The following is a 21,741-nucleotide window of genomic DNA, read 5'->3' as shown; positions in this document are numbered from 1 at the left end:
GTGTCGGGGAAAACCCTGAGATGACCCCGATCGCCGACCGAGGGGACCACCAGGGCAGGACCGGCCGACGCGCGCGGGCCCGCGCGGGCGACGACCGTGCGTGTCGGCGTTCACCCGAACCTCGGCGGGGCGCAACCTGTCCAGGTGACGCACCGCCCGTCGACTGGCAGGACTCCCGTGGTGCCACGACTATGCGTCCACAGGACGCCGCGACGGCGTCCCGTGACGTCCGGAGGGGACAGGATGCGCCGAGCAAGGATGGCCGCGATGTCGGAGAAGCCCCAACGCCCGTGGTGGTCGCGGCTCGCGCTCGCGGTGCTGGCGACGGTCCTGTGGGCAGCGGTGCCGGTCACCGCGTCGGCCGGCGTGCCGGGCAGCCCGGCGCCGCTGTCCGACGAGCAGTGGGCCGCCCACGTCCGCGAGGTCGACGCCAAGGTCGCCGACGCGCTCGCGCACGGCAGGGCCACCTCGGTCACGCACACCGTCGACGGCGACGGCGTGCACTGGCTCCCCGAACGCGCGGCGTGGCAGCAGCGCATCGCCGGCGAGCTGTACGCGCGGGGCGAGTGGGCACCCGACGAAGGGGAGGTGCTGTTCACCGGCGGCCTGCCCGGCGCGGGCAAGACCACGGCGCTGAACCAGAACCCCGACGTGGACCCGAGCCGGTACCTCGTGCTCAACGCCGACGACGCCAAGGAGAAGCTGTGCGAGCACGGCCTGGTCCCGGAGATCGACGGGATCGCGCCGCTGGAGGGCTCGGAACTGGTCCAGAAAGAGGCGTCGGTGATCGCCGACCTGGTCGCCGGGCTGGCCGCCCGGGACCGCAAGAACGTCATCTGGGACACCACGATGAGTTCCCACGACGGGGTGGACCGGCGGCTCGACCGGTTGCGCGACGACGGCTACGACCAGTTCACCGCGCTGTTCCTCGACGTGCCGATCGACGTCAGCCTCCGCCGCGTCGACCAGCGCCACCGCCAGGGCTACGAGAAGTACCGCAACGGTGACCGGTGCGAGGGCCGCCACGTGCTGGCGTCCTACATCCAGAGTTCCGCCGACCCGGACTACACCAGCGTCAACCGCCGGGTCTTCGAGGACCGCAAGGACCGCTTCGACCACTGGTACCTCTACGACGCCACCGACATCCCCGCCACCCTGGTGGACCGCGGCTGACCCGGGGCCGCGCGGGCCGTGGCCGATCCACCGTTCCTAAGACCGATGCCCCGTCCGGAGATCGCGCCGCTCCGGGCGGGGCATCACCACTGCCCCGGTGAACGCCTGCGCGCTGCGGTGCGCGACGGACACGGCGTGGTCGGCGAAACGCTCGTAGTACCGGCTGATCAGGATGACGTCCACGGCGGTCGGGACGCCGTGGTCCCAGTCCCGGACGCCGACGACGGTGAACAGCGACCGGTGCAGGTCGTTCACCTGGTCGTCCACCGAGACCAGGGCTCGGGTGAGCGCCGGGTCGGGTTCGCGGACCAGGCGGCCGGCGGTGCGGGCCATCCGGACCGCGAGGTCGCCCATCTGCTCGAACCTGTTGCGCAGCAGGCGGGGCACGGCGGGTTCGGGGTGTCGGCGGCACACCGCCAGCGCGACGTGGTGGGCCAGGTCGCCCATCCGTTCGGCGTTCTCCGCGCCGTGCACGACCGACAGGATGGTCCGCAGGTCGCGGGCCACCGGGGATTGCAGCGCCAGCAGGACCTGCGCGTCGTGCTCGGCGCGCACCCTGGCCTCGTTCAGCTCGTGGTCGGCGTCCACGACCCGTTCGGCGAGCGCGAGATCGTTGTCCAGCAAGGCCCTGGTCGCCTTCTTCAACGCGGTGCCCGCCAGGTCGCACATCCGGGCCAGTTGCAGGACCAGGACGTCTCGTCGGTGCTGGAAGGCGTCGCGCATCGGAACTCCTCTCCGTGCCGGTGGGTTGGACCGAGGTCGCACGCGCCCTGCACGCGTACCGCGACCGATCCTCATCCGCCATGAAATCCCTTCCCCGCAAGGACGACAAGGGTTCCGGCCGCGAACTTACGCGTTCCTTCCGCTCGCCGGGGCTTGCGCCGACGCCACTAGTCAGTGTTACCGTGTACCAGTACTCAGCAGCACCGAGTAGCTGCACGGACCTCGTCGAGGCGGGGCCGGATCGCCCTGGAGCGGCAACGGCCGACCCGCCGCGATCGCACGCGCCCAGAAGACGGACAGGAAGACCCACCCATGACAGCCCAGGCGCCAACCGGGCCCGCGATCCACGTGCAGGGCCTGGAAAAGTCGTACAAAGAACTCAGAGTGCTGCGCGGCGTGGATTTCGCCGTGGCACGCGGCAGCATCTTCGCCCTGCTCGGGTCGAACGGAGCCGGCAAGACCACGGTGGTGAAGATCCTGTCCACCCTGCTCAAGGCCGACGCCGGGACCGCCGGCGTGCACGGCTTCGACGTCGCCACGCAGGCCGCCGACGTGCGGGAGTCCATCAGCCTCACCGGCCAGTTCGCCGCCGTGGACGAAATCCTCAGCGGGCGGGAGAACCTCGTGCTGATCGCCCGGCTGCGGCACCTCAAGGACCCGGGCCGGATCGCGGACGGCCTGCTCGGGCGGTTCTCGCTGACCGACGCGGAAGCGCGGAAGGTCTCGACGTACTCCGGCGGCATGCGCCGCCGCCTCGACATCGCGATGAGCCTCATCGGCGATCCGCCGGTCATCTTCCTCGACGAGCCGACGACCGGGCTGGACCCCCAGGCGCGCATCGAGGTCTGGCAGGCGGTCCGGAAACTCGCCGAGCACGGCACGACGGTCCTGCTCACCACGCAGTACCTGGACGAAGCCGAACAGCTCGCCGACCGGATCGCGATCCTCCACGAGGGCCGGATCCTGGTGGACGGCACCCTCGCCGAGCTCAAGCAGCTGCTCCCGCCCGCGAACGTCGAGTACGTCGAGAAGCAACCGACCCTCGAAGACGTCTTCCTCACCCTCGTCGGTACCACCGGCGACGACGCGGCGTCGGAGCCGACGAGCGAGGCCCGACGATGACCAGACGCTTCCTCGGCGACACCACCGTCCTGTTGGGACGGTCACTGCGTCACATCACCCGCAGCCTGGACACCATCATCACGACCGCGATCATGCCGATCGCCTTCATGCTCCTGTTCGTCTACGTGTTCGGCGGCGCGATCAGGACGCAGTCCGCTTCCTACGTGGACTACCTGCTGCCCGGCATCCTGATCATCACGGTCGCGTCGGGCATCTCCTACACCGCGTTCCGGCTGTTCCTGGACATGAAAAGCGGCATCTTCGAACGCTTCCAGTCCATGCCGATCGCACGCTCCGCCGTGCTGTGGGCGCACGTGCTGACCTCGCTGGTCGCCAACCTGATCTCACTCGTGGTCGTCGTCCTGGCCGCCCTGCTCATGGGATTCCGCTCGGGAGCCGGCGTTCCGGCGTGGCTCGCGGTCGCGGGCATCCTCGTCGTGTTCACCCTCGCGTTGACGTGGCTCGCCGTCATCCCCGGCCTCACCGCGAAGTCGTCGGACGGCGCGAGCGCGTTCTCCTACCCGCTCATCTTCCTGCCGTTCCTCAGTTCCGCCTTCGTGCCGACCGACACCATGCCGGGTCCGGTGCGCGCCTTCGCCGAACACCAGCCCGTGACGTCCATCGTCAACGCCATCCGCGACCTGTACACGCAGCAGCCGGTCGGTACCGACATCTGGATCGCCCTGGCCTGGTGCGCCGGAATCCTCGTCGTCGCCTACACCTTCGCCACGATCACCTACCGCCGCAAGATCTCCTGACACCGTTGCACGTGATCCACTCCGTGCCCCATGAAAGGACCACCGCATGGCAGACGAGGAAAGCGTTACGCCCGAACAGGGACACGTCCGACGCAGGACCGTGTTAACGGGCATGGTGGGCGCGGGCGCGCTCGCCGCCGTCGACAGCCCCGCCGACGCCGCGCGCGGTGGCTGCGTCGACAACGGCGTGGAGCACGGCTGGGGCAAGGTCGCCGACGCGTTCCGCGCGAACTTCAAGGGAAACCCCGGCGAGATCGGCGCGGCGTGCAGCGTCTACGTGGGCGGTCGCCCGGTCGTCGACCTGTGGGGCGGCCTGGCCAACCGCAAGACGAAACAGCCCTGGCGCAAGAACACCATCGTCCGGGTCGCCTCCACGACGAAGGGCGCCACCGCGATCTGCGCCCACATGCTGGTGCAGCGCGGCCGGCTCGACCTCGACGCCCCGGTGTCGAGGTACTGGCCGGAGTTCGGCGCCAACGGCAAGGACCGGATCCCGGTGCGCTGGCTGCTGTCGCACCAGGTCGGCCTGCCACTGGTGGACGGACCGCTGACCTTCGAGCAGGCGTGCGCCTGGCACCCGGTCATCCGCGCGCTCGAAGCGCAGGAGCCGCTGTGGCAGCCCGGCACGCAACACATGTACCACAGCCACTCCTACGGGTTCCTGGTCGGCGAGATCGTCCGCCGGATCACCGGCAAGTCCCTCGGCACGTTCTTCGCCGACGAGGTCGTGCGCCCCCTCGGGCTGAGCACCTGGATCGGGCTGCCCGAGGAGCAGGAGCGACGGATGGCCCTGATCGAGGACGCCGCGCCGCTCGGCCTGGAGGAGCTGACCGCCGGGATGATCGCGTTGACCGGGCTGGACGCGGACACCGTCACCGCGTGGATCAAAGCCACCTACAGCCCGGACTCGGACCAGACCCGCGCCGCCGAACTCGGCGGAGCCTTCGACGTCACCACCGAGTACTGGACCACACGTGCCTGGCGCGCGGCGGAGTTCCCCGCAGCGAACATGCTCTCCGACGCCCGTTCGCTGGCGCGCATGTACGCCGCGACGGTGAGCGACGTCGACGGCGTGCGCCTGCTGAACCCCACGACGGTGGCGAGGGCGACAGTCGTCCAGACCGACCGGACGCCGATGCACGGCCTGCCACCGGGCCTGAACGTCCCGGCCGACCGCTCCTTCTACATGTCGCTGGGTTTCATGCGGGCCTGCCGGCCGATGCCGATGGTCGGGCCGGGTTCGTTCGGCCACCCGGGATCCGGCGGCTCGATCGGCTTCGCGGACCCCGACGCCGGCGTCGGCTTCGGCTACGTGACCAACCTCTGGTCCTACCGGCCCGACGACCCGCGCGCGGCGAGCCTGGCCAAGGCCGTCCGATCCTGCCTCGGGTGACAAGGCCCCCGGCCGCTCCACAGGGTCGGCTTCCTGGGACGGCGGCGACCACGTGACCTACGTCTAGGTGTCGTAGTCGCCGCTGTCCCAGGGCTCCGAGAAGGCCATGTAGTCACCGGGGTGGAGTTCGACCCACCACGGATCGTCCTCGTCGTCACCCGGCCTCGGGATGAGGCCGAACGTGGTGCCGAAGCGCTCCACGCTGAACGGTTCCACCTCGATCCGGGTGAAGGTCACCTCGCCGAGTTCACGCAGCCGGGCCTCGTACCGGGCCCGGCGCGCGGCCCGGTCCATTTCGGACCGTGGCCCGAACTCGTCGATCCTGGCCTCCAGGAACTTGCCGGACTCGTCGAACAGGAACAGCGCCACGAACTCGCTGCCCGGCCCCTCCCCCGCCGACTCGAACGGCGTGGTCAGGAAGAACTGCCTGCCGTCGCCGGTGCGGCCTACGTGCTCAGCGTGGTAGTCGTCGTGGTTGATCGCGACTCTGTCGGGGGCGCCCATGGCGGCCAGCCTATGACGACCCCTCACATGTCGTTCGGGTCGCACGACGTGATTCCCCCACCGACGCGACCCACCCGTCGACCTCCCGCACCGGCGGGCCACACCCACCTTCGGGACACCGAAGTCGGCCCCCTCGCCACGCCCCATTCGTCCCGGCCGTGAATCCTGCGATGATCAGCACCCGATCACTCGGACGGTCCAGCGACTCACAAATCTCTTGATAGATCGTCACATTCGACGCACTTGAGTAAGTGTTTCGCATTTGGGACACTGCACCGCGTACTCGCCGACAAGAGGACTCCGCCAGGCGTCGAGCGGGTGACGAGACACGACTACTATTCTTTTCGAATTGGAATAGAGAGCCGAATGGGCACGGTGGAAGTCGACCTGGACGTCATGAGACGAGCGGCTGCCGAGTACTTGGAGGTCCTGAAGGAGTTGCAGTCCATCAAGATCTCGACGGAGATGCTGAACCAAGTCCAACCACCGGGGAATGACCTGTCGAGTCGACTCTACGCCGCTGCGGCGAACGAACGCGGCGACAACTGCCAGCAGGCCAACGATTTCCTGTGGAAATCGATCGACAAGCACATGAGCGAGTTGCAGAAGACCATTGACCAATACTCCGCGGTGGACCACGGCAACGCCACCTCCTTCACGTCGAACGGCTGACCACGTGCGGTTTTCAGTTCTGGTGGCGAGCGGGCTGCTGTTCCTGCTCTCGGGGTGTTCCAACACGACCGGCGGGACGCCGTCGGCGGACACCGGCAGCACCCGATCCTCGACCAAGGCTTCCGCCGACAGCGCGACCACGGAGCACGGCGCCCCCAGGGTCTCGAACCCGGTGGACTTCCGCGCGGCCGAAGCCGATTCCTGCGCGGTTCTCACCGACGGCCAGTTGCAGGGTCTCGGCATCGCCGGTGCGGAGAAGCGGGACAACAGCGGACCCGCCGGCAAGGCATGCGTCTGGAGCGACCTGGCAGGGCCGAGCGGGCTCACCCTCGGCTTGTCCTTCGTCGCCGGAGGCGGCGGGCTGGACAGCCTCTACGACCGGCGACAGAGCTTCAAGTTGTTCGAGCCGCAGCCGGCGCTCCACGAACTGCCGACGGTGTTCGTGGCGTTGCGGGACGCCCGGGACAACGGCGAGTGCGGGCTCGCCGTCGGCCTCACCGACACACAGCACATCCTGGTCAGCGTCCTCGCCCGAACCGGCTCGAAGCCCTCCCCGCGGATCGGTGAGCCGTGCGTGGTGGCGCGTGAAGCCGCCGACCTCATGGTGACCAGCATCAAGAAGGGATCCTGATGGCTCCGACGCCGCCGTCCGAGGCGCAGGACGACACCCGCGCCGACGGGATGACCGGCAAGGAGATCTTCGACCTGCTGACCGGCGGCCACGGATCCGGTTCCCTGAGCAGGGCGGCGGACGCGGCGGCCCAGGCCGCCGGCCGGTACTCGCGGGTAGAGGACGCGCTGAGCCGGATCAGCGCCTCCTTGGGCGAGAACTGGACCGGCTCCGCGGCCGACGCGGCCGGGCAGGCGCTGACGCCGATCAACAAGGCGATGCGCGATCTCCAGGAGACCCTTCCCCGTTTCAACCACTCGGTCGCCAACCAGTCCTACCAGTACGACTTCAACCGCGAGCAACTCCGCGACATGCCCGCGGAACCGCCGACGAAGAGCGTGTGGGACCACGTGACGCCGTGGGACACCGACACCGAGGACGCGATCAACAGCTATCACGCCTGCGAGGCCGAGAACCGACGGGTCTACACCGAGTACCAGGCGACCAGCCGGGTCAACCGGAGTGAGCTGCCGGCACCCATCGCCGGCACCACGGCCCAGGGCGTCGACTCACAGGCCGTCGACACGACCTACCAGAGCGGGCAGGTGCCCGGGATCCCTCGCGATGGGGTGGATTACGGCCAGCCCGGCGACGACGGCCGTCCGCCCGCGCACGGCCAGTACGCCACTCCGTCGAGCCAAGGCCAGAACCCGGTGGCCCCTGTCCCGGGCGCCTCGTCCACGACCGTCCCCGCGGCCGCGCCTGGCGATCCCGGTGCCGAGCACGCCGGCCCGCGCACATCGTCCGCCCCTCCAACACCTTCCGAACCCCAAGGCGGCCAATCCACTCCGCGCACGTCGGGAACCACCGCGCCGTCCGGATTCACGCCCAGCGCGTCATCGACTGCGCACTCCGTGATCGGCACTTCTCCGACGCCCTACTCACGTACGACCGGTCAGCCCGGCACAGGCCGGCATGACGCATCGTCGGGGGCGGGCAAGGCATTCGGCGGGGGTCCAGGTGACGGGCCGTTGCCCGCAGGGCCGCGATCGGGGGTGCTGGGGGCGCAGACCGAGGTCGGTCGCAGCGGCAGTGGAGCAGGCGCGGTACGGAACATGCCGCTCCCACAAGGGTTTGGTGGGTCTCCGATGGCGCCTGTCGGGCGAGCGGACCAGCACGAGGACAGTGAGCACGGCACGCCGGAGTACCTCGTCACCGAAGAACACGGCAACGACATCGTGGGTCCCTTGCCGATGCCCGCTCCCCCGGTCCTGGGCGGCTGACGTTGCTCCGCACCTCCATCAGCCTGACCGAACTCGCCTACGACGTCCTGTGGAGACACGACAACAACGGCACGCAGCACACCGCGCTCACCGTCGCCTCGCCCGGTGCCACCCACACCGAAAGAGAACACATCGTCCGGGCCGTCTTCGACCAACTGGAACGGGACGGCCTGGCCGACCGCGGAACACCGCACCCGGAGTTGCGGTCGGCGTTGGCGCTGGTCGCGCGTGCCGATACCGAGTTCTACGGCTGGCTCGCCGATGGCCCCGATCAGCCACGCACCGCCGTCGTCTCGGCGAACCACCACGACGCGGTCCTGGTCGAGAGGGACAGCGGTGTGCTCCGGTTCGGCCCCGCGTCCCCGACCCACCCCGCGGAAGCGCTGGTCGAGCGGCTCCCCGCGCTGCGAGCCGGCCGCGGGCTGTCGCTCAACCTGCGCAGCAGCGACGTGAACGATCCCGACAACCTCGACGCTCGCGCCCTGCACCGTTTGACCGCCGAGCCACGCACCGGTCTGGCCAAGCTCTACACCGCGCGGCGGGACGGAACGGGCAAACTCCGCCGTGCGGAAGGGTTCCTGACCATCCTCGACGTCCCGACCGGACGGTGGCTCATCACGACGGAGACAGATTCGGCCGGACAACGCTGGGTCATGGTCAACCCCGGCTCCGACCAGACCATCGCCCGACACCTCTACAAGCTGAACAACGCCCTCCCGTAGATCTTCGGCGATTGAAGGCGACCTGCCCGGATCCGGCACGACGGAGCACAGCTCGCTGTGCCGTCCGAGGCGTCCTCGACCCCAGGCGGTTCCGACCTCGTGGCCGGCCCGGTCAGCCGAGTGTTCATCAAGCAGGACAAGAGACTACGAACGGGGAGAAACGTGGGTTTTGAAGTCGACCAGTCCGCGGTCGCCGACTTCGGCCTCTACCTCGGGGCGGAGGCCGGCTACACACTGCCGACCATCGAGACCCTGGCCCGCGACGAAGGCATGAGTGCGCACGGCTTCACCGGGTTGCTCAAGCCCCTCGGCGAAATCGTCGAAGGTGAGGCGTCCGTGCTCGTCGGCTCGGCGTTCAGCCTCATGCAGCGCAAGCTCTGCGATCTCGGCGACAGCGTCCGCGCGGCGGCCGGGGACTACGGGCACGTCGAGCAAGGCAACATCTCGATGTTCGAGTACAACAAGCTGGGCGAGGACAACGCCGAGAAGATCACCTTCGGTGCGGGTTACGGGCACGACGGCTACGCGAACTACACCGAGGGTGGCCAGTCGAAGTTCCACTACACGAACCTGGAGATCGGCGAGATCGACCGGCCGGACACCGACTACTCCGACGAGTTCGGCGACCTCGGAGCGGCGCTGACCGTGCTCGACTGGATCTGGGAGGAGTGCGACGTCGACGGCGGCAAGGGTTTCACCGACTCGCTCATCTCGCCGATCGCCGGCAACTACAACAGCATTTCGGCCAACGGCGAGGCATGGACGAGCGTCGGCAAGAATCTCGGGCTGCTCGCCGCGAGCCTGCTGGGCAACGGAACCAGGCTGGCCACCGACCACTGGCGGGGTGACGCGGCAGGGGCATTCACCCAGTTCCTCGACGTCTTCTGGCAGAAGGGTGCGGTCTGGGCAGGCGAGAAGCTCGGCGCGTTCATCGCCACCGGCTTCGCCAAGGTCGCCGAGGTCTCCAAGAAGATCGCCCGGACGGCCATCGGGGCGATCAAGGCCATCATCCGGGCGGCCCAGCGCATCGCCACGAAGGCCGTCCCGTTCATCGGTTGGGCCTGGGGCCTGCTGGAGTCGACCGCCAAGTGGGTCGGCAAGCTCTTCGGTGTCGACATCGAAGACCTGATGGACGACGTCGCGGCCATCCTGGAGATGGTCCCGAGGGTGTTCGAACTCTTCGAAGCGATGCGGAACATCGTGGAGACGATGCGGAGCTACTTCGCCACCATCGAGGAACTCCTTGACACGATCAAGCGGATCCCGGAGATCGACAACCTCTCGGACGCCACAGCGACGGCCGAGTCGATGCACGACGGTGCCACCCAACTGAACGAGCAGAAGACCCGGCTGGAAGAACACGCCGCCAAAGCCGGTGAGGCGCTCACCCGACTCGACAAGATTCCTTAGGGGCAACGAAAGCCGGAGGCTGTTCGCATGCGATTGGACCGGGGCCAGTACACACCCGAGATGGACCAGGCGGAGCGGGAACTCGACGCCCGCAGCGACTACGCGCTCAACCTGAGCCGCAACCTGGAAGCGAAGGTCGAGCAGTTCGAGCAGCGGTTCGCGGAGAAGGAACCGCCCGCGGACGAGGACGTCGAGCGGATGAGGAAGTACATCCTCGGCCACGCCATGACCGAGCAGTGGCGGCAAGTGGTCAAGCGGATCGACCGCGGTGAGCTGACGTGGCGGGAAATCGTCGACGGGCTCTTCCACGGCACCCCCGACAGCGAGGTCGCCGCCGCGTTCCGGTCGTTGAGCCGGGTGCCACCGGCGAGCATGGAACAACTGGTCCAGCTCGGCGTGCTCCCTCACCCACCGTCGGATCAGCTGCCCACCGGACTCCGGACCCCCGCCCGCCGCGACGACGATGACGACGAGTGGTTCGACGAGGATCCGTTGGGCCGTAGGACCCGCTGACCTCGTCTGCGAGGTCCTCAAGCAACCGACCCGCACCGAACCACGTAGACCACGCTCCCGCGCATCGGTGCCACCACGGGCAGATCACGAACCGGTCACCGGTGACCGGCCGTGCTGGTAGGAAAGTCCTGTGGCAGATCAGTTCGCGACCGCACTGCGCCGATTCCGCTCCCGCACCGGACTGACCCAGGAGGCCCTCGCGGAGAAGTCCGGCATCTCGGTCAGGACCATCCGGGGGTTCGAGACGGGCCGACGCCGCAACCCCCAACTCACCTCCGTGCGCCACCTCGCCGACGCGCTCGGCTTGTCGGCCGAGGACCACGAGGAGCTGGTCACAGCGGCGGTCGGGGTCGTCCGACGACCGACCGCGCCCGTCCCCCGCCAACTGCCCGCCGCCCCGCGCTGGTTCACCGGACGCCTGGACGAACTCGCCGCCCTGGACGAACTGGCCGCCCGCCCGGGAACGGCGGTGATCTCGGGCAGCGGCGGCATCGGCAAGAGCACGCTCGCGCTGCAGTGGGCGCACCAGAACGCCGACCGCTTCCCGGACGGCGCGCTGTTCGTCAACCTGCGCGGCTTCGACCCGTCGGGCAGCCCGGTACCGCCGCCGGCCGCGCTGCTGGCCTTCCTCGACGCGCTGGGCGTCAAGCGCGACACCATCCCGCCCGACCTCGACGCGCAGGCCGCGTTGTTCCGCAGCCTCACCACGGGCCGCAGGCTGCTCGTCGTGCTCGACAACGCCGCCGACACCGCCCAGGTCACACCGCTGCTCCCCGGTGCCGGCTGCGCCGCGGTCGTCACCAGCCGGCACCGGTTGCCCGCGCTGGTCACCGCGCACGGGGCGGTGCCCGTGCCACTCGACGCGCTGACCGCCACCGAAGCCCTGACGCTGCTGGCCGAACGGCTCGGCGACGAGCGCGTCGCCGCCGAGCCCGACTCCGCCGACGACCTGGTCGGGCAGTGCGCGGGCCTGCCGCTGGCGCTGAGCATCGTGGCGGGCCGGGCCCAGGCGCGCCCGACGTTCCCGCTGGCCGCGTTCGCCGTGCAACTGCGGGACGTCGCCACCCGGCTCACCGAATTGGACGAGGACGACCCGGCGGCCAGCGTGCGGACCGTGCTGTCCTGGTCCACCGAGGCCCTGGACCGGGAGCAGGCCCGGGTGTTCGCGCTGCTCGGCACCGCGCCCGGCCCCGATACCAGCGTGGTCTCGGCCGCCTGCCTGGCCGATCTGCCGATCCCCCGCGCAACGGCCGTCCTCCGCGCCCTGGAACGGGTTTCGCTGCTACAGGAGCACCGTGCGGGCCGCTACCGGATGTACGACCTCGTCCGCCTGCACGCCGCAGAGCAGGACATCCCGCAACAAGAGCGGGACGCCGCCGTGCACAGGGTGGTGGATCTGCACGCGCACAGCGCCTGTTCGGCCACCATGCTGGTCTGGCCGTACCGCAGGCCGAGCCCGCTCGGCCCGGTGACACCGGCCAGGCACAGCCAAGTACCGCAGGACCTGGAGGCGGGCATGGCCTGGTTCCGCACCGAACGGGCGTGCCTGACCGCGACCGTGCAAGCCGCGGCCGACCTCGGCCTGCACACCGAGGTGTGGCAGTTGGCGCGACACCTGACACCGCTGTTCGACCGGACCGGATGCATCCAGGACATCGTCGACGCATGGCGGCTCGCGGTCACGGCTTCGCAGCACCTCGGCCGGGACGACGCGCTGGCAGATGCGTTGCTGGCACTCGGTTACGCCTGCGGCCAGCTCGGTCGGTTGGACGAGGGGCTCGACCACCTGCGCCGCGCGGTCACGCTCGCCCGGCGGTCCGGCGACGAGATGGTCGAGGCGATCGCCGAGAACTCCCTGGCCATCGTGGTCGAGTGGACCGGCGACTTCACCACCGCGATGCGCCACGCGAAGCGGTCGCACGAACTGCTCAGCAGGCAGGGCAACGAGGTGTTCGAGGCGCAGTCGCTGAGCCAGGTCGGCTGGCTGGCCGCGCGCCTCGGCGACCACGACACCGCGCTCACCGCGTGCCGGACCGCAGCCGAGGTGTTCCGCGCGCGCGGCGACCGGGACAGCCGGGCCATCTCCACCAGCGCGTTGGCCTACGTCGCCCGCGCGACCGGCAACCTGGGCGAAGCGCGTGACCTCTACCAGGAAGCGACCGACCTGCTCCGCGACGTGGGCAACTCGCGCCGCGAGGCGACCACGATCGAATCGCTCGGCGAGGTCAACGCGGAACTCGGAGACCACGCCCGCGCGCGGGCAGCGTGGGAACGCGCACTGAGCCTGTTCCGCGCCCAACACCGTTTCCCGGACGCCGAACGCGTCGAGGCACGCCTGGAACACCTAGACACCGCCCCGGAACCAACCTGATCTCCGTACTCGACCCTGATCCCCGTACTCGACACCGTGCCACTGCCTACACTTCGTGCGCTTCTGCTTCCGAAGACGTGCGGACGGCCGCCGAGTGCGAGCTGCGAAGCCCGTCCAGCACAAGGGTTATGACATCGTCGGCCTCGGCCCGCCAACCGGGTCGGTCGTGGGCCGCACCGATGCCGTGCAGCGCCATCATGACGGCACCGGCACCCACGTCGTCGCGGACGGTGCCGTCCTGCACGGCGGCGGCCACCAGGTCGGCGACCGCCCGTTCCAGCGCACGACCGCCCTCGGCGAGGGCACCCGAGTGATCGGCCACGAGCGTGGCCAGCGTCCGAGCCAGGCCCTGGTGGGCGGCGATGTGCTCGATCATGCCGCGCAGGAAGCTCGCCAGGGCCTCGTGTGCGGGCAGCGTGGCCTGCAACCGGCGGGCGTGGTCGCACAGCGCGACGATCTCCTGGTCGTAGACCGCCACGGCCAGCGCCTCCCGGGTCGGGAAGTGGCGGTACAGCGTGCCGGTGCCCACGCCCGCCAAGCGGGCGAAGTCGTCGAAGCGCAGGTCGAAGAAGTCTCCGGCGTCGAAGACCTCCCGGGCGGTGGCGAGCAGGGCCTCGCGCTTGCGCCGGGCGTCGGCCCGCAGCGGCTTGGGTGCGGTCATGCGCTACCTCGCGTTGACAAGTGGAGATAACCTCCATATTTTCGAAAGTGGAGATTGCCTCCAGATCGATCGTATCCCACCGAGGTGCAGCGTGAAGATCCTGATGTTCGGCCGAGGCGCGATCGCCACCGTGCACGGCTGGGCACTGCAACAGGCCGGGCACGACGTCGAGTTCTACGTCCGACCGGGCCGCGCGGCGACGTACGGGCACGAGGTAGACCTCGACCTGCTCGACGCACGACGTCGGGTGCGGGCGCAGCGCGTAGTCGAGAAGTGGCCGGTGCGCTACCGCGAAGAACTGGCCCCCGACCACGACTACGACCTGATCGTGCTCAGCGTCCAACACCACCGCTTGGCGGAGGCGACGGCGTTCCTCGCACCGCGCGTCGGCAACGCCACCGTGCTGGTCTTCGGCAACCTCTGGTCAGAGCCGCTGGACGCCATCGACGCCATCCCCGTCGACCAGGTCGCCTGGGGCTTTCCCCAAGCGGGCGGCGGCTTCGGCGAGGACGGCGTGCTCCGCGGCGTGGTGCTGCCACGGGTCATCTTCGGCACCCTCGGACAGCCTCCGACCACCCGTGAACGGGCCGTGCGCCAGGTGTTCCGCGAGGCCGGTTTCCGCCTGCGGGAGCGGCCCGACTTCCGAGCCTGGCTGTGGCTCCACTTCGTGACGGACGCGGGCCTGCACTCACAGGGCCTGCGAGTGGGCACGTTGGCCAACCTGATCGGAGCGACGGACAACCTTCGCGAGGCACTGCTGACCGCACGCGAACTCCTGCCACTCCTCAAGGCCCGGGGCCTCGACCTACACCCTCACCGGGCAGGCGGCCTGCTGCTCCGCGCGCCCACCTGGCTGACCGCCCGCACGCTCGCCTGGCTGACCACCCACGTAACGCTGGTACGCATGAGCTTCGCAGCACACACCGACCCCAACGCCGAAGAACCACGCGAGGTCTGCCGGGACACCCTGGCCGAAGCACGACGACTGGGCATCGCGGTACCACGATTGGAAGCAGCAGAACCGAACTTCGCCGGCTAAGGGCACAGACCCGAATCCACCGAGGCGGTGGACCGAACTCCTTGCCCAGAGTCACGGCATCGCAGCGGCAAGCGCTCCGAAGCCCGGTGGCACCGCCAGACCGCAGCGGTGGCGGTTCCGGCGGCTCACCCGCATCAAGAACCTCGCTAGCGGCGGTCTGCACGTCCTCGCCGTCGACGGCCGTCCCGGCTCGGTCTTCGCGAGATTTGCGAGTGCCGCAGCGGGGTTAGCAGGCTCTGGCCCCAACCCGAACAGTTTGATCTCGATGGTGTCCGGGCCACCGTTGTCCAACTGGGTTGTCGTCGGTGTGGGCACGGAGTTGGTGCGTGCAGGTAGGCGTCATCCAGCTGTGTCCATGCCCTGCTGCTCCAGCCTTTCTCGCCACCGGGCGAGCTTGGCGCGGGTGTTCAGGGTGCCGGGGTGGTCGGGGCCCAGAATCCGCAGCCGGTCGGCCAGCACCACCTCGAACTCGGCGACCGCTCCGGCAGGGTCACCGGCCTCACCCCGCCAGTGAGCGAGGTTGTGGCGGGTGGTCAGGGTGTCGGGGTGGTCGGGACCCAGAACCCGTAGCCGCTCGGGCAACAGGACCTCGAACTCGGCGAACGCGCCCGCCGAATCTCCGGCCTCACCACGCCGGCGCGCGAGGTTGTGGCGGATGGTCAGGGTGCTGGGGTGCTCGGTGCCCAGGACCCGCAGCCGGTCGGCCAGCAGCACCTCGAACTCCGCGATCGCGCCGGACGGGTCACCGGCCTCACCACGCCAGTGGGCGAGGTTGTGGCGGGTGGTCAGAGTGCTGGGGTGATCGGGACCCAGGACCCGCAGTTGATCAGCCAGCAACACCTCGTACCCGACGACCGCGCCCGCCGAATCACCGGCCTCACCCCGCCAGTAGACGAGGTTGCTGCGGGTGATCAGGGTGCTCGGGTGGTCGGGACCCAGAACCCGCAGCCGGTCGGCCAGCAACACCTCGTACTCCGCGATCGCACCGGCCGAATCACCGGCCTCACCCCGCCAGCGTGCGAGGAGGCTGCGAGTGATCAGGACGTGCGGGTGGTCGGGGCCCAGGACCCGTAGCCGCTCGGGCAACAGCGCCTCAAGCCCGGTGACCGCGCCAACCGGGTCACCGGCCTCACCACGCCAGTGGGCGATGTTGTGGCGGGTGGTCAGGGTGTGGGGGTGGTCGGGACCCAGGACCCGCAACCGCTCTGCCAGCAGCACCTCGAACTCCGCGACCGCGCCCGCCGGGTCACCGGCCTCACCACGCCAGTAGGCGAGGTTGTGGCGGATGGTCAGAGCGCTGGGGTGGTCGGAGCCCAACTGTGGGTCGGTGTGGTTGTGGAGGGTGTGCCAGTAGGTGCGGGCGGCGTGGACTTGGCCGCTGCTGCCCAGGGAGTCCCCAGCGCGTTCGAGCACGTCGTGGAGTTCCGGAGTGAGGAGCGCGGGTGTGGTGTGGCTGTGGAGGGTGGTGGTGTTGGAGCGCAGGGCTTGGGCGAGGTCTGGGTGGACGGTGTCGATGTCGGGCCAGATGGTGCGGAGGGTGTCGGCGGACGTGTGGGCGAGGTGGCGGAGTTGGTCGGGGGTCAGGGTGTCGCGGACGGCGCGTTGGACCAGGGCGTGCGCCGCCACCGCCCGTGCCGGACGGCCTGGGGTGAGGGTGATCAGGTTGAACCGGTGTAGTCGGGTCAGGCCGTCGTGGACGTCGTCTGGGACGACCGGCCTGCCGGTGAGGGTGGCGAGGTGGTCCAGGACGGGGTGGACGGTGAACGCGGTGAGGGGGATGCCGTTGGGGTCGAGCAGGGCGGCGATCTCCAGCAGCGGGCGGGCCAAACCCGCGCCGCGCGGCCTGGCGGGATCTTCGACCCGGTCGGCGCGGTCGATGGACACCGACCAGGTCGCGGCGATGGTGAGTTGGTGTTCGGGCAGGGCGTGCTCGGGCGGGGTGAGGTCGGCCAGGGTGCGTCGCCGGTCGGCCAGCAGACCCCGGTAGGCGGTGACGGTGAGCAGCGGCTGGTCGGCCAGGTACGCGGCGGCCTGGCTCAACGCCAACGGCAGGCACCCCAAGTCCTCCGCCAACCCCGCCAGCCGGTCCTGGTCACCTCCGTCGGTGGTGCCGGCCAGGGCTTCGGCGAGATAGGACAGCGCTTCGGCGGCGGTGAACACGTCCAGCTCGATCACCCGGTGACGGCCGCGCCCCGCCGCCGCGTCGCGTCGCCGACTGGTCACCACGACCTGCCCACCCGCGCCGGGCGGCGGGTCCAGGCCGCGCAGGTCGGCTGGGTCCTGCACGTCGTCCAACACGATCAGCCAGCGGCGCGGCGTGCCGGCCAACCACTCCCGGAACCGCTCCGCCGCCTGCTCCGGTGGCCGGTCGGCGATCAGCGGGTCCTGCTCGACCAGCACCCGCGTGGCGGCTTCGGCGTAGGCGGTGACGATCGCGTCGCGCGAGAGGGCCGACACCCACACCGCCACGTCCAACTCCTCGTCCGCCCAGACCGACCAGGCGTGGTGGGCGGCCATCTGGGTCTTGCCGACCCCGCCCATCCCCGACACCACCACACCCGCACGCCGCCCGGCCCCGACCAGCACGACCGGGAGTCCGGCGAGCAAAGTGTCCACCAGCTCCGCGTGGGCCCGGCGCTGCTGGTAGTGCCCCGCCGGGGTGTGCGGCACCCCGACCCGCACCGGCCACACCACCCGACGACGGGCCTGGTGGTAGTGGACGTTCCCGGCGACCGCGCCGATGGCCAGGCCCTGGCCGGTCGCGGTGATCGCGCCGTGGACATGGACCGCCACCCGCGCCGCGGCGGGTGCTCCGGCGGTGTCGTCGTGGGCGGGATCGGACGCCGACGCGGTGGGCCCGTGGTCCGCGTCGGCTAGCTGGGGCGTCCAGGCTCCGCGGTCGACCCGGGTGGTGGTGTGCCGATGGTGAGGTGGTCGCCGGTGGCCGCGCCGATGGTGATGCCGGGCCCGCTGCCGTGCACGTCGCCCGCGATGTGCACGCCGCGCGGCCCGACACCCTCACCCCGGCCTTGTGCCGAGGGATCGACGACGGAGCTGCCGCCCGCGTGGTCGCCCGACGCGGACGGTGTGGCGGCGGGCGGTCGTGCTTCCAGGACTGCGGGATCGGACGGATGGGGGTGATCGGGCAGCGCGATCCAGGCCAGGTCCCGGAACCCCTTGACGGTCGCCTGGACAGGCCGGAACGTGGCCGGGTCGAGCGTGGCGCAGTGCCGCACCACGTCCTCGAAGACCAACCGGGACACCACCATCGCCAGCACACCGGGCGAACCCGCCAGCGCCTCCTTCACCGCGCCGGCGTCGAGCAACCGGAACGCATCGATCAGGGCGGTCGAGGTGACACCGTGACCGTCGAAGGCGACCTCGCCGGCGTGCACGGCCAACCGCAACCGCACCCCGGCGGCGTCGTGACTGGTGTTGTTGTGCCCCCGCACCGCCCGCGCCAACGCCTCGGGCAGCACCTCCACCAACGGCGCCTTCGGGTACTCGGGCGGGACCAGGACGAACACGCCGTCGCCCCGATCCTCGTGGTAGCACGCGTCCCACGGGACCCCGGCCGCGGCCAACGCCTCGGCCACGACCGCGTACAGGCCCTCGCGGGTGTCGAGTTGGTGGTGCAGCGTCCGGTCCGGGGCGCTGAAGCGCTCCACGTCGACCAGGACCATCGTGCGGTGAACCGCGTGCCGCCCCGTACCCGCCATCCCAAGCCTCCGCCGGTGCAAGACCGCGTGGTGTCGTGCCGATGGCCCGAACTTCTACCGACTCGGACGGAAGTGTTCCGCGTCATTTGACGCAGTAGTCCCTCGTTCGGCCGCACGAAATCACCCGACCGCGTCCTGCCATCGGCGGCGGCACGGTGACTCGCCGGTCCCTCGGGAATCGGTGAATCCAGCCTCTTCGCTGGATCGTTCCCAGTCCACCGGGCCGGCTACGGCGAGCCGGCCCGGTGTTCCGGGAGGACGAGCGAGATGGGCCGTGAGTCGACACCCACGGCACCAGTAGGCCGCTCTCGTACCCGATACGAGACCACTCCCAGAACGAGAGCGGGCCGAGGTCGGCGTCGACCTGGGTTACGAACCGTCGTTGCACTGCCTCCAGGCACGCGTGAGTCCGCCTGCGCAACCCCGGCTCCCACCCCGCCGACACCCGCCCAGGACGCAACCGGGGTGAACACGACGGACAGCGCGCGTAGGGCTGGAACATCGACCGGTCGCCCTCCAGCCACCGTCTACAGGGTCATGCCCCTGCAACGTGTCGCGGAAAGCCGGTGATGGCCAGTGGAGTCTTGGTCCGGCTTCGACTGGTCGGGTCGGGCAGGGGGACCCCCGGGCAGGTCGAGTCCTCCTTCGGGGTTCTTCCGTCCACGATGAAGGATTCGACCACGTCGTCCACGCACGGGTTGCCGAAGGCGTACACGCCGTGGTCGCCCTCGTCCGTCACGGTCAGCAGGCGGGAGTTCGCGAACTTCCGGTGGGCTCGTTGTGCTCCCTCCAAAGGCGTTGCGGGGTCTCGGGCCGACTGCACCATCAGGACCGGCGGCACGCCCTTGCCGGTGGGAGCCTTCAGTTGGAGGGGCGGTCGCTTCCAGAAAGCGCACGGGGCCGTCGTCTGGTACCAGCCGGCCAAGGGGTACTGCCTGCCGAGGCGTTCCGCTTCCCTTGCCAGGTAGTCACGGCCTCCGTGGAACTTCGTGTCGTTGCACGAGATGGCGAACGCGGTGGCGCTCGCGGCGTCGGGGTAGTGGACCGGGGCCGCGGCTGCGACCGAGGGCTTGGTGGCAAGTCGGACGAGTTCCGAGAATGTCTCTGCCGTGTAAGGGAAGTTGGTCTTGCTGTACAGCCCCTGGATCAAGAGCAGGTCGAGCATGACGCCGTTGTAGACGGTGCCGTCGGGGCCTTGGATCGGGGCCTTCGCCAACTTCGCCCGGGTTTCCTCGTACTTCCGGCGGACCTGTTCCGCGGTGGTGCCCAGGGCGTAGAGGCTGTGGTACTTGGCCACCCACGGGAGAAAGTCGACCCGGAACCGGCGTTCGAAGCCCCGACCGAACTCGGCCGAGGAGTTCTGGAACGTGGTGGTGAACTCGGTGTTCGAGTCGAACACGAACTTGTCCACCCGGTTCGGGAAGTACGTCGCGTAGTAGGCACCGGTCCAGGTCCCGCCCGAGTAGCCGATCCAGCTGATCTTGTCCCGGCCGAGCAGGTGGCGGAGCAGGTCGTAGTCCCGGACCGTCTGCTCGGTGTTCACGACCTTGCCGAACTCGCCCGAGTGGAGCTGGCACGCGGCGGCGTGCAGCGCCGCCGCGTCGTAGATCAACTCGACGTTCGCCCGGCTCCGGTCGCGGGGGTCGGTCACTGTCAGGGAGTCGGCGTTCGCGCAGGTGAGGTTGGTGCCGGCACCGGTGCCGCGCGGGTCGACCCCGATGATCTCGAAGTTGTCGACCAGCCTCGACCTGTCCTGGAAGTGCAGGGGCAGGGTCCGGCCCGGTGCGCCGGGCCCGCCCGGGTTGGTCACCACGCTGCCCCTAACCCGACCGGGCTTGGGCTTGAGACGGCTGATCGCGATGGTGATCGTCTTGCCGTCACCGGGGCTGCGCCAGTCTTGCGGCGCGGTGAAGGTGCTGCACTCCAGGGTCGGTTCGGGGATGTCGTCACACGGCACCCAGGCGAGGCGTTGAGCGTGCAGCGGGGTTCGTTGATCCTGTTCCCGGGCCTGCGCCGGGGTCGGGAGGGTCGCCGCCAAGACGACTGCCGACACGGCCACCACAACTCTTCTCATGAGCACCCCTCTGGTCGTGGCACCACCTCATACGCGTGGCGGGGTGGAGGACAACCTGTGGAGCGACGGGCATTCGGATCCACGAAACAACCCAAGCCGATGCTCGGCTCCTGGGTGCGCTCCGCAGGGCGGGCCGCGCCTGGCGACGCCGAGGACCACTTGGTGCCCGGACCGGTTTCCTCCAGCCCTGCTCGCCGCTCCCCGTCTCTCGGGAGCTGTGTTCGTCGTCCGGAGACGACCCGCGTCGGCAGATCCGTTCGGCCGCACAGGACTTGGACCGTTGGCGCGTCAACGAGCCCCCTGCCGTGGCAACCGGCTTGATCTTCACCGAAACGGTCCACACACCGGTGTTGCGCCGGCATCCTGTGCGCCCCGCGACACCGAGCGGATCGGAGTGGACATGGCGTCGGACCCGGACAACAGCGAGGTCTTCAGACTGGAGCACGTCTTGGAGGTGAACAAGACCCCAGGCGTCGTGGGGTCCACGTTCGTCGCGCACACCGTGAAGGTGGAACGCCCGGACGACGGCGTCCACGCGGCAAGAATCGTGTGCCCGACCTGCGACCAACACTTCCTGTTCGACATGCGCAGCACCGCAGCCACCAAGGCCCGCCGCCGGAATCTGCTCATCGCGGGTGCGGCGGTCTCCCTACTGGTCTTCGGCGCCACCCAGGCAGACTTCCTGTCCCCGTTCGCCAAGGCCCTGATCGTGGCACTCGGCGGCCTGTTCGTAGCCCTGCCGCTGCTGCTGAGCGGGTTCACCTCCAAAGGCGCGAGCGGGTGGCGTCGGGTGGCGCCGGACGGAACGACCCTCAGCGACCTAGGCGGCCACCGGATGTCGTGACACCGTGCGCTCGCCAGCGGCCAGCGGCGTTGGCGGCGGGACCGTCGAACCCGCGAGGTCGTACCACCGCCACCGCGCTCCTCAGCGGGTCTGCCGACACCGGGCTAGTCGACGGGACCCGGCAGACAAATACCCCAATTGCCTCCGCCA

The 21,741-nt window shown here is 69.8% G+C and carries 19 protein-coding genes; 13 read left to right on the top strand and 6 right to left on the bottom strand.

What is annotated here, in order from left to right; all coding sequences use genetic code 11:
- The first annotated feature begins 267 nt into the window (after positions 1 to 267).
- Entirely contained in the window at positions 268 to 1,173 is a 906-nt protein-coding gene (locus AC0HI0_RS46250) for a zeta toxin family protein (RefSeq protein ID WP_480929789.1), read from the top strand.
- A gap of 36 nt (positions 1,174 to 1,209) precedes the next feature.
- Here the strand turns inward: AC0HI0_RS46250 and phoU are convergent, their stop codons facing one another.
- Positions 1,210 to 1,896, bottom strand: a complete 687-nt coding sequence (phoU, locus tag AC0HI0_RS46245; protein ID WP_480929788.1) for a phosphate signaling complex protein PhoU — start codon at positions 1,894 to 1,896, stop codon at positions 1,210 to 1,212.
- A gap of 312 nt (positions 1,897 to 2,208) precedes the next feature.
- On the opposite strand from phoU, the gene AC0HI0_RS46240 reads away from it, so the two are divergent.
- From AC0HI0_RS46240 to AC0HI0_RS46230, 3 genes are all read left to right on the top strand, one after another.
- Positions 2,209 to 3,018: an ABC transporter ATP-binding protein gene (locus AC0HI0_RS46240; RefSeq protein WP_480929787.1), complete on the top strand. Its 810-nt coding sequence runs from the start codon at positions 2,209 to 2,211 to the stop codon at positions 3,016 to 3,018.
- Positions 3,015 to 3,776 (top strand): ABC transporter permease, encoded by a 762-nt coding sequence (locus AC0HI0_RS46235; RefSeq protein ID WP_480929786.1) that lies wholly within the window; start codon positions 3,015 to 3,017, stop codon positions 3,774 to 3,776. Before AC0HI0_RS46240 ends, AC0HI0_RS46235 begins: the two co-directional genes overlap by 4 nt.
- Positions 3,777 to 3,888: 112 nt before the next feature.
- Positions 3,889 to 5,169 carry a serine hydrolase domain-containing protein gene (locus AC0HI0_RS46230; protein ID WP_480929785.1) on the top strand — a complete coding sequence of 427 codons (1,281 nt, stop codon included), beginning with the start codon at positions 3,889 to 3,891 and terminating at the stop codon, positions 5,167 to 5,169.
- A gap of 63 nt (positions 5,170 to 5,232) precedes the next feature.
- Here AC0HI0_RS46230 and AC0HI0_RS46225 read toward each other — a convergent pair whose 3' ends face one another.
- On the bottom strand, positions 5,233 to 5,673 hold the full coding sequence (locus AC0HI0_RS46225; RefSeq protein WP_480929784.1) for a hypothetical protein: 441 nt from the start codon (positions 5,671 to 5,673) through the stop codon (positions 5,233 to 5,235).
- A 366-nt stretch (positions 5,674 to 6,039) separates the two neighbouring features.
- Here AC0HI0_RS46225 and AC0HI0_RS46220 point away from each other — a divergent pair, with 366 nt between their 5' ends.
- The 7 genes from AC0HI0_RS46220 (at position 6,040) to AC0HI0_RS46190 (ending at position 13,254) form a co-directional block, all read left to right on the top strand.
- Positions 6,040 to 6,345, top strand: a complete 306-nt coding sequence (locus AC0HI0_RS46220) for a PE domain-containing protein (RefSeq protein ID WP_480929783.1) — start codon at positions 6,040 to 6,042, stop codon at positions 6,343 to 6,345.
- A gap of 4 nt (positions 6,346 to 6,349) precedes the next feature.
- Positions 6,350 to 6,976, top strand: coding sequence for a DUF3558 domain-containing protein (locus tag AC0HI0_RS46215; protein WP_480929782.1), 627 nt, complete (start codon positions 6,350 to 6,352; stop codon positions 6,974 to 6,976).
- Positions 6,976 to 8,238, top strand: coding sequence for a WXG100 family type VII secretion target (locus AC0HI0_RS46210; RefSeq protein ID WP_480929781.1), 1,263 nt, complete (start codon positions 6,976 to 6,978; stop codon positions 8,236 to 8,238). Before AC0HI0_RS46215 ends, AC0HI0_RS46210 begins: the two co-directional genes overlap by 1 nt.
- A 2-nt stretch (positions 8,239 to 8,240) precedes the next feature.
- A complete protein-coding gene (locus AC0HI0_RS46205; protein ID WP_480929780.1) occupies positions 8,241 to 8,960 on the top strand; it encodes an ESX secretion-associated protein EspG in 720 nt (239 codons plus the stop codon).
- 162 nt (positions 8,961 to 9,122) lie between these two features.
- Positions 9,123 to 10,370 carry a hypothetical protein gene (locus AC0HI0_RS46200; RefSeq protein ID WP_480929779.1) on the top strand — a complete coding sequence of 416 codons (1,248 nt, stop codon included), beginning with the start codon at positions 9,123 to 9,125 and terminating at the stop codon, positions 10,368 to 10,370.
- 27 nt (positions 10,371 to 10,397) lie between these two features.
- A complete protein-coding gene (locus tag AC0HI0_RS46195; protein WP_480929778.1) occupies positions 10,398 to 10,883 on the top strand; it encodes a hypothetical protein in 486 nt (161 codons plus the stop codon).
- 130 nt (positions 10,884 to 11,013) lie between these two features.
- Positions 11,014 to 13,254: a tetratricopeptide repeat protein gene (locus tag AC0HI0_RS46190; protein WP_480929777.1), complete on the top strand. Its 2,241-nt coding sequence runs from the start codon at positions 11,014 to 11,016 to the stop codon at positions 13,252 to 13,254.
- A 46-nt stretch (positions 13,255 to 13,300) separates the two neighbouring features.
- Here the strand turns inward: AC0HI0_RS46190 and AC0HI0_RS46185 are convergent, their stop codons facing one another.
- Positions 13,301 to 13,915 (bottom strand): TetR/AcrR family transcriptional regulator, encoded by a 615-nt coding sequence (locus AC0HI0_RS46185; protein ID WP_480929776.1) that lies wholly within the window; start codon positions 13,913 to 13,915, stop codon positions 13,301 to 13,303.
- Between the two features lie 91 nt (positions 13,916 to 14,006).
- Between AC0HI0_RS46185 and AC0HI0_RS46180 the strand changes: the two genes are divergently transcribed.
- Positions 14,007 to 14,954: a ketopantoate reductase family protein gene (locus tag AC0HI0_RS46180; protein ID WP_480934546.1), complete on the top strand. Its 948-nt coding sequence runs from the start codon at positions 14,007 to 14,009 to the stop codon at positions 14,952 to 14,954.
- Between the two features lie 339 nt (positions 14,955 to 15,293).
- Here AC0HI0_RS46180 and AC0HI0_RS46175 read toward each other — a convergent pair whose 3' ends face one another.
- The 3 genes from AC0HI0_RS46175 to AC0HI0_RS46165 form a co-directional block, all read right to left on the bottom strand.
- Positions 15,294 to 17,747 (bottom strand): tetratricopeptide repeat protein, encoded by a 2,454-nt coding sequence (locus tag AC0HI0_RS46175; RefSeq protein ID WP_480929775.1) that lies wholly within the window; start codon positions 17,745 to 17,747, stop codon positions 15,294 to 15,296.
- A gap of 80 nt (positions 17,748 to 17,827) precedes the next feature.
- On the bottom strand, positions 17,828 to 18,673 hold the full coding sequence (locus AC0HI0_RS46170) for a hypothetical protein (protein WP_480929774.1): 846 nt from the start codon (positions 18,671 to 18,673) through the stop codon (positions 17,828 to 17,830).
- A gap of 535 nt (positions 18,674 to 19,208) precedes the next feature.
- On the bottom strand, positions 19,209 to 20,747 hold the full coding sequence (locus tag AC0HI0_RS46165) for an alpha/beta hydrolase (protein ID WP_480929773.1): 1,539 nt from the start codon (positions 20,745 to 20,747) through the stop codon (positions 19,209 to 19,211).
- Positions 20,748 to 21,147: 400 nt separating this feature from the next.
- On the opposite strand from AC0HI0_RS46165, the gene AC0HI0_RS46160 reads away from it, so the two are divergent.
- On the top strand, positions 21,148 to 21,591 hold the full coding sequence (locus tag AC0HI0_RS46160) for a hypothetical protein (RefSeq protein ID WP_480929772.1): 444 nt from the start codon (positions 21,148 to 21,150) through the stop codon (positions 21,589 to 21,591).
- Positions 21,592 to 21,741 lie beyond the last annotated feature (150 nt).

It is taken from the genome of Saccharothrix sp. NBAS 001, assembly GCF_056640475.1.
The sequence above is the reverse complement of the archived record's forward strand: the minus strand, read 5'-3'. Positions and strand labels throughout refer to the sequence as shown.

Coding starts and splice junctions, on each gene's coding strand:
- AC0HI0_RS46170 (WP_480929774.1), bottom strand. CDS start 18,673: ATGGCGGGTACGGGGCGGCACGCGGTTCACCGCACGATGGTCCTGGTC.
- AC0HI0_RS46165 (WP_480929773.1), bottom strand. CDS start 20,747: ATGAGAAGAGTTGTGGTGGCCGTGTCGGCAGTCGTCTTGGCGGCGACC.
- phoU (WP_480929788.1), bottom strand. CDS start 1,896: ATGCGCGACGCCTTCCAGCACCGACGAGACGTCCTGGTCCTGCAACTG.
- AC0HI0_RS46250 (WP_480929789.1), top strand. CDS start 268: ATGTCGGAGAAGCCCCAACGCCCGTGGTGGTCGCGGCTCGCGCTCGCG.
- AC0HI0_RS46185 (WP_480929776.1), bottom strand. CDS start 13,915: ATGACCGCACCCAAGCCGCTGCGGGCCGACGCCCGGCGCAAGCGCGAG.
- AC0HI0_RS46195 (WP_480929778.1), top strand. CDS start 10,398: ATGCGATTGGACCGGGGCCAGTACACACCCGAGATGGACCAGGCGGAG.
- AC0HI0_RS46240 (WP_480929787.1), top strand. CDS start 2,209: ATGACAGCCCAGGCGCCAACCGGGCCCGCGATCCACGTGCAGGGCCTG.
- AC0HI0_RS46220 (WP_480929783.1), top strand. CDS start 6,040: ATGGGCACGGTGGAAGTCGACCTGGACGTCATGAGACGAGCGGCTGCC.
- AC0HI0_RS46225 (WP_480929784.1), bottom strand. CDS start 5,673: ATGGGCGCCCCCGACAGAGTCGCGATCAACCACGACGACTACCACGCT.
- AC0HI0_RS46210 (WP_480929781.1), top strand. CDS start 6,976: ATGGCTCCGACGCCGCCGTCCGAGGCGCAGGACGACACCCGCGCCGAC.
- AC0HI0_RS46235 (WP_480929786.1), top strand. CDS start 3,015: ATGACCAGACGCTTCCTCGGCGACACCACCGTCCTGTTGGGACGGTCA.
- AC0HI0_RS46230 (WP_480929785.1), top strand. CDS start 3,889: ATGGTGGGCGCGGGCGCGCTCGCCGCCGTCGACAGCCCCGCCGACGCC.
- AC0HI0_RS46160 (WP_480929772.1), top strand. CDS start 21,148: ATGGCGTCGGACCCGGACAACAGCGAGGTCTTCAGACTGGAGCACGTC.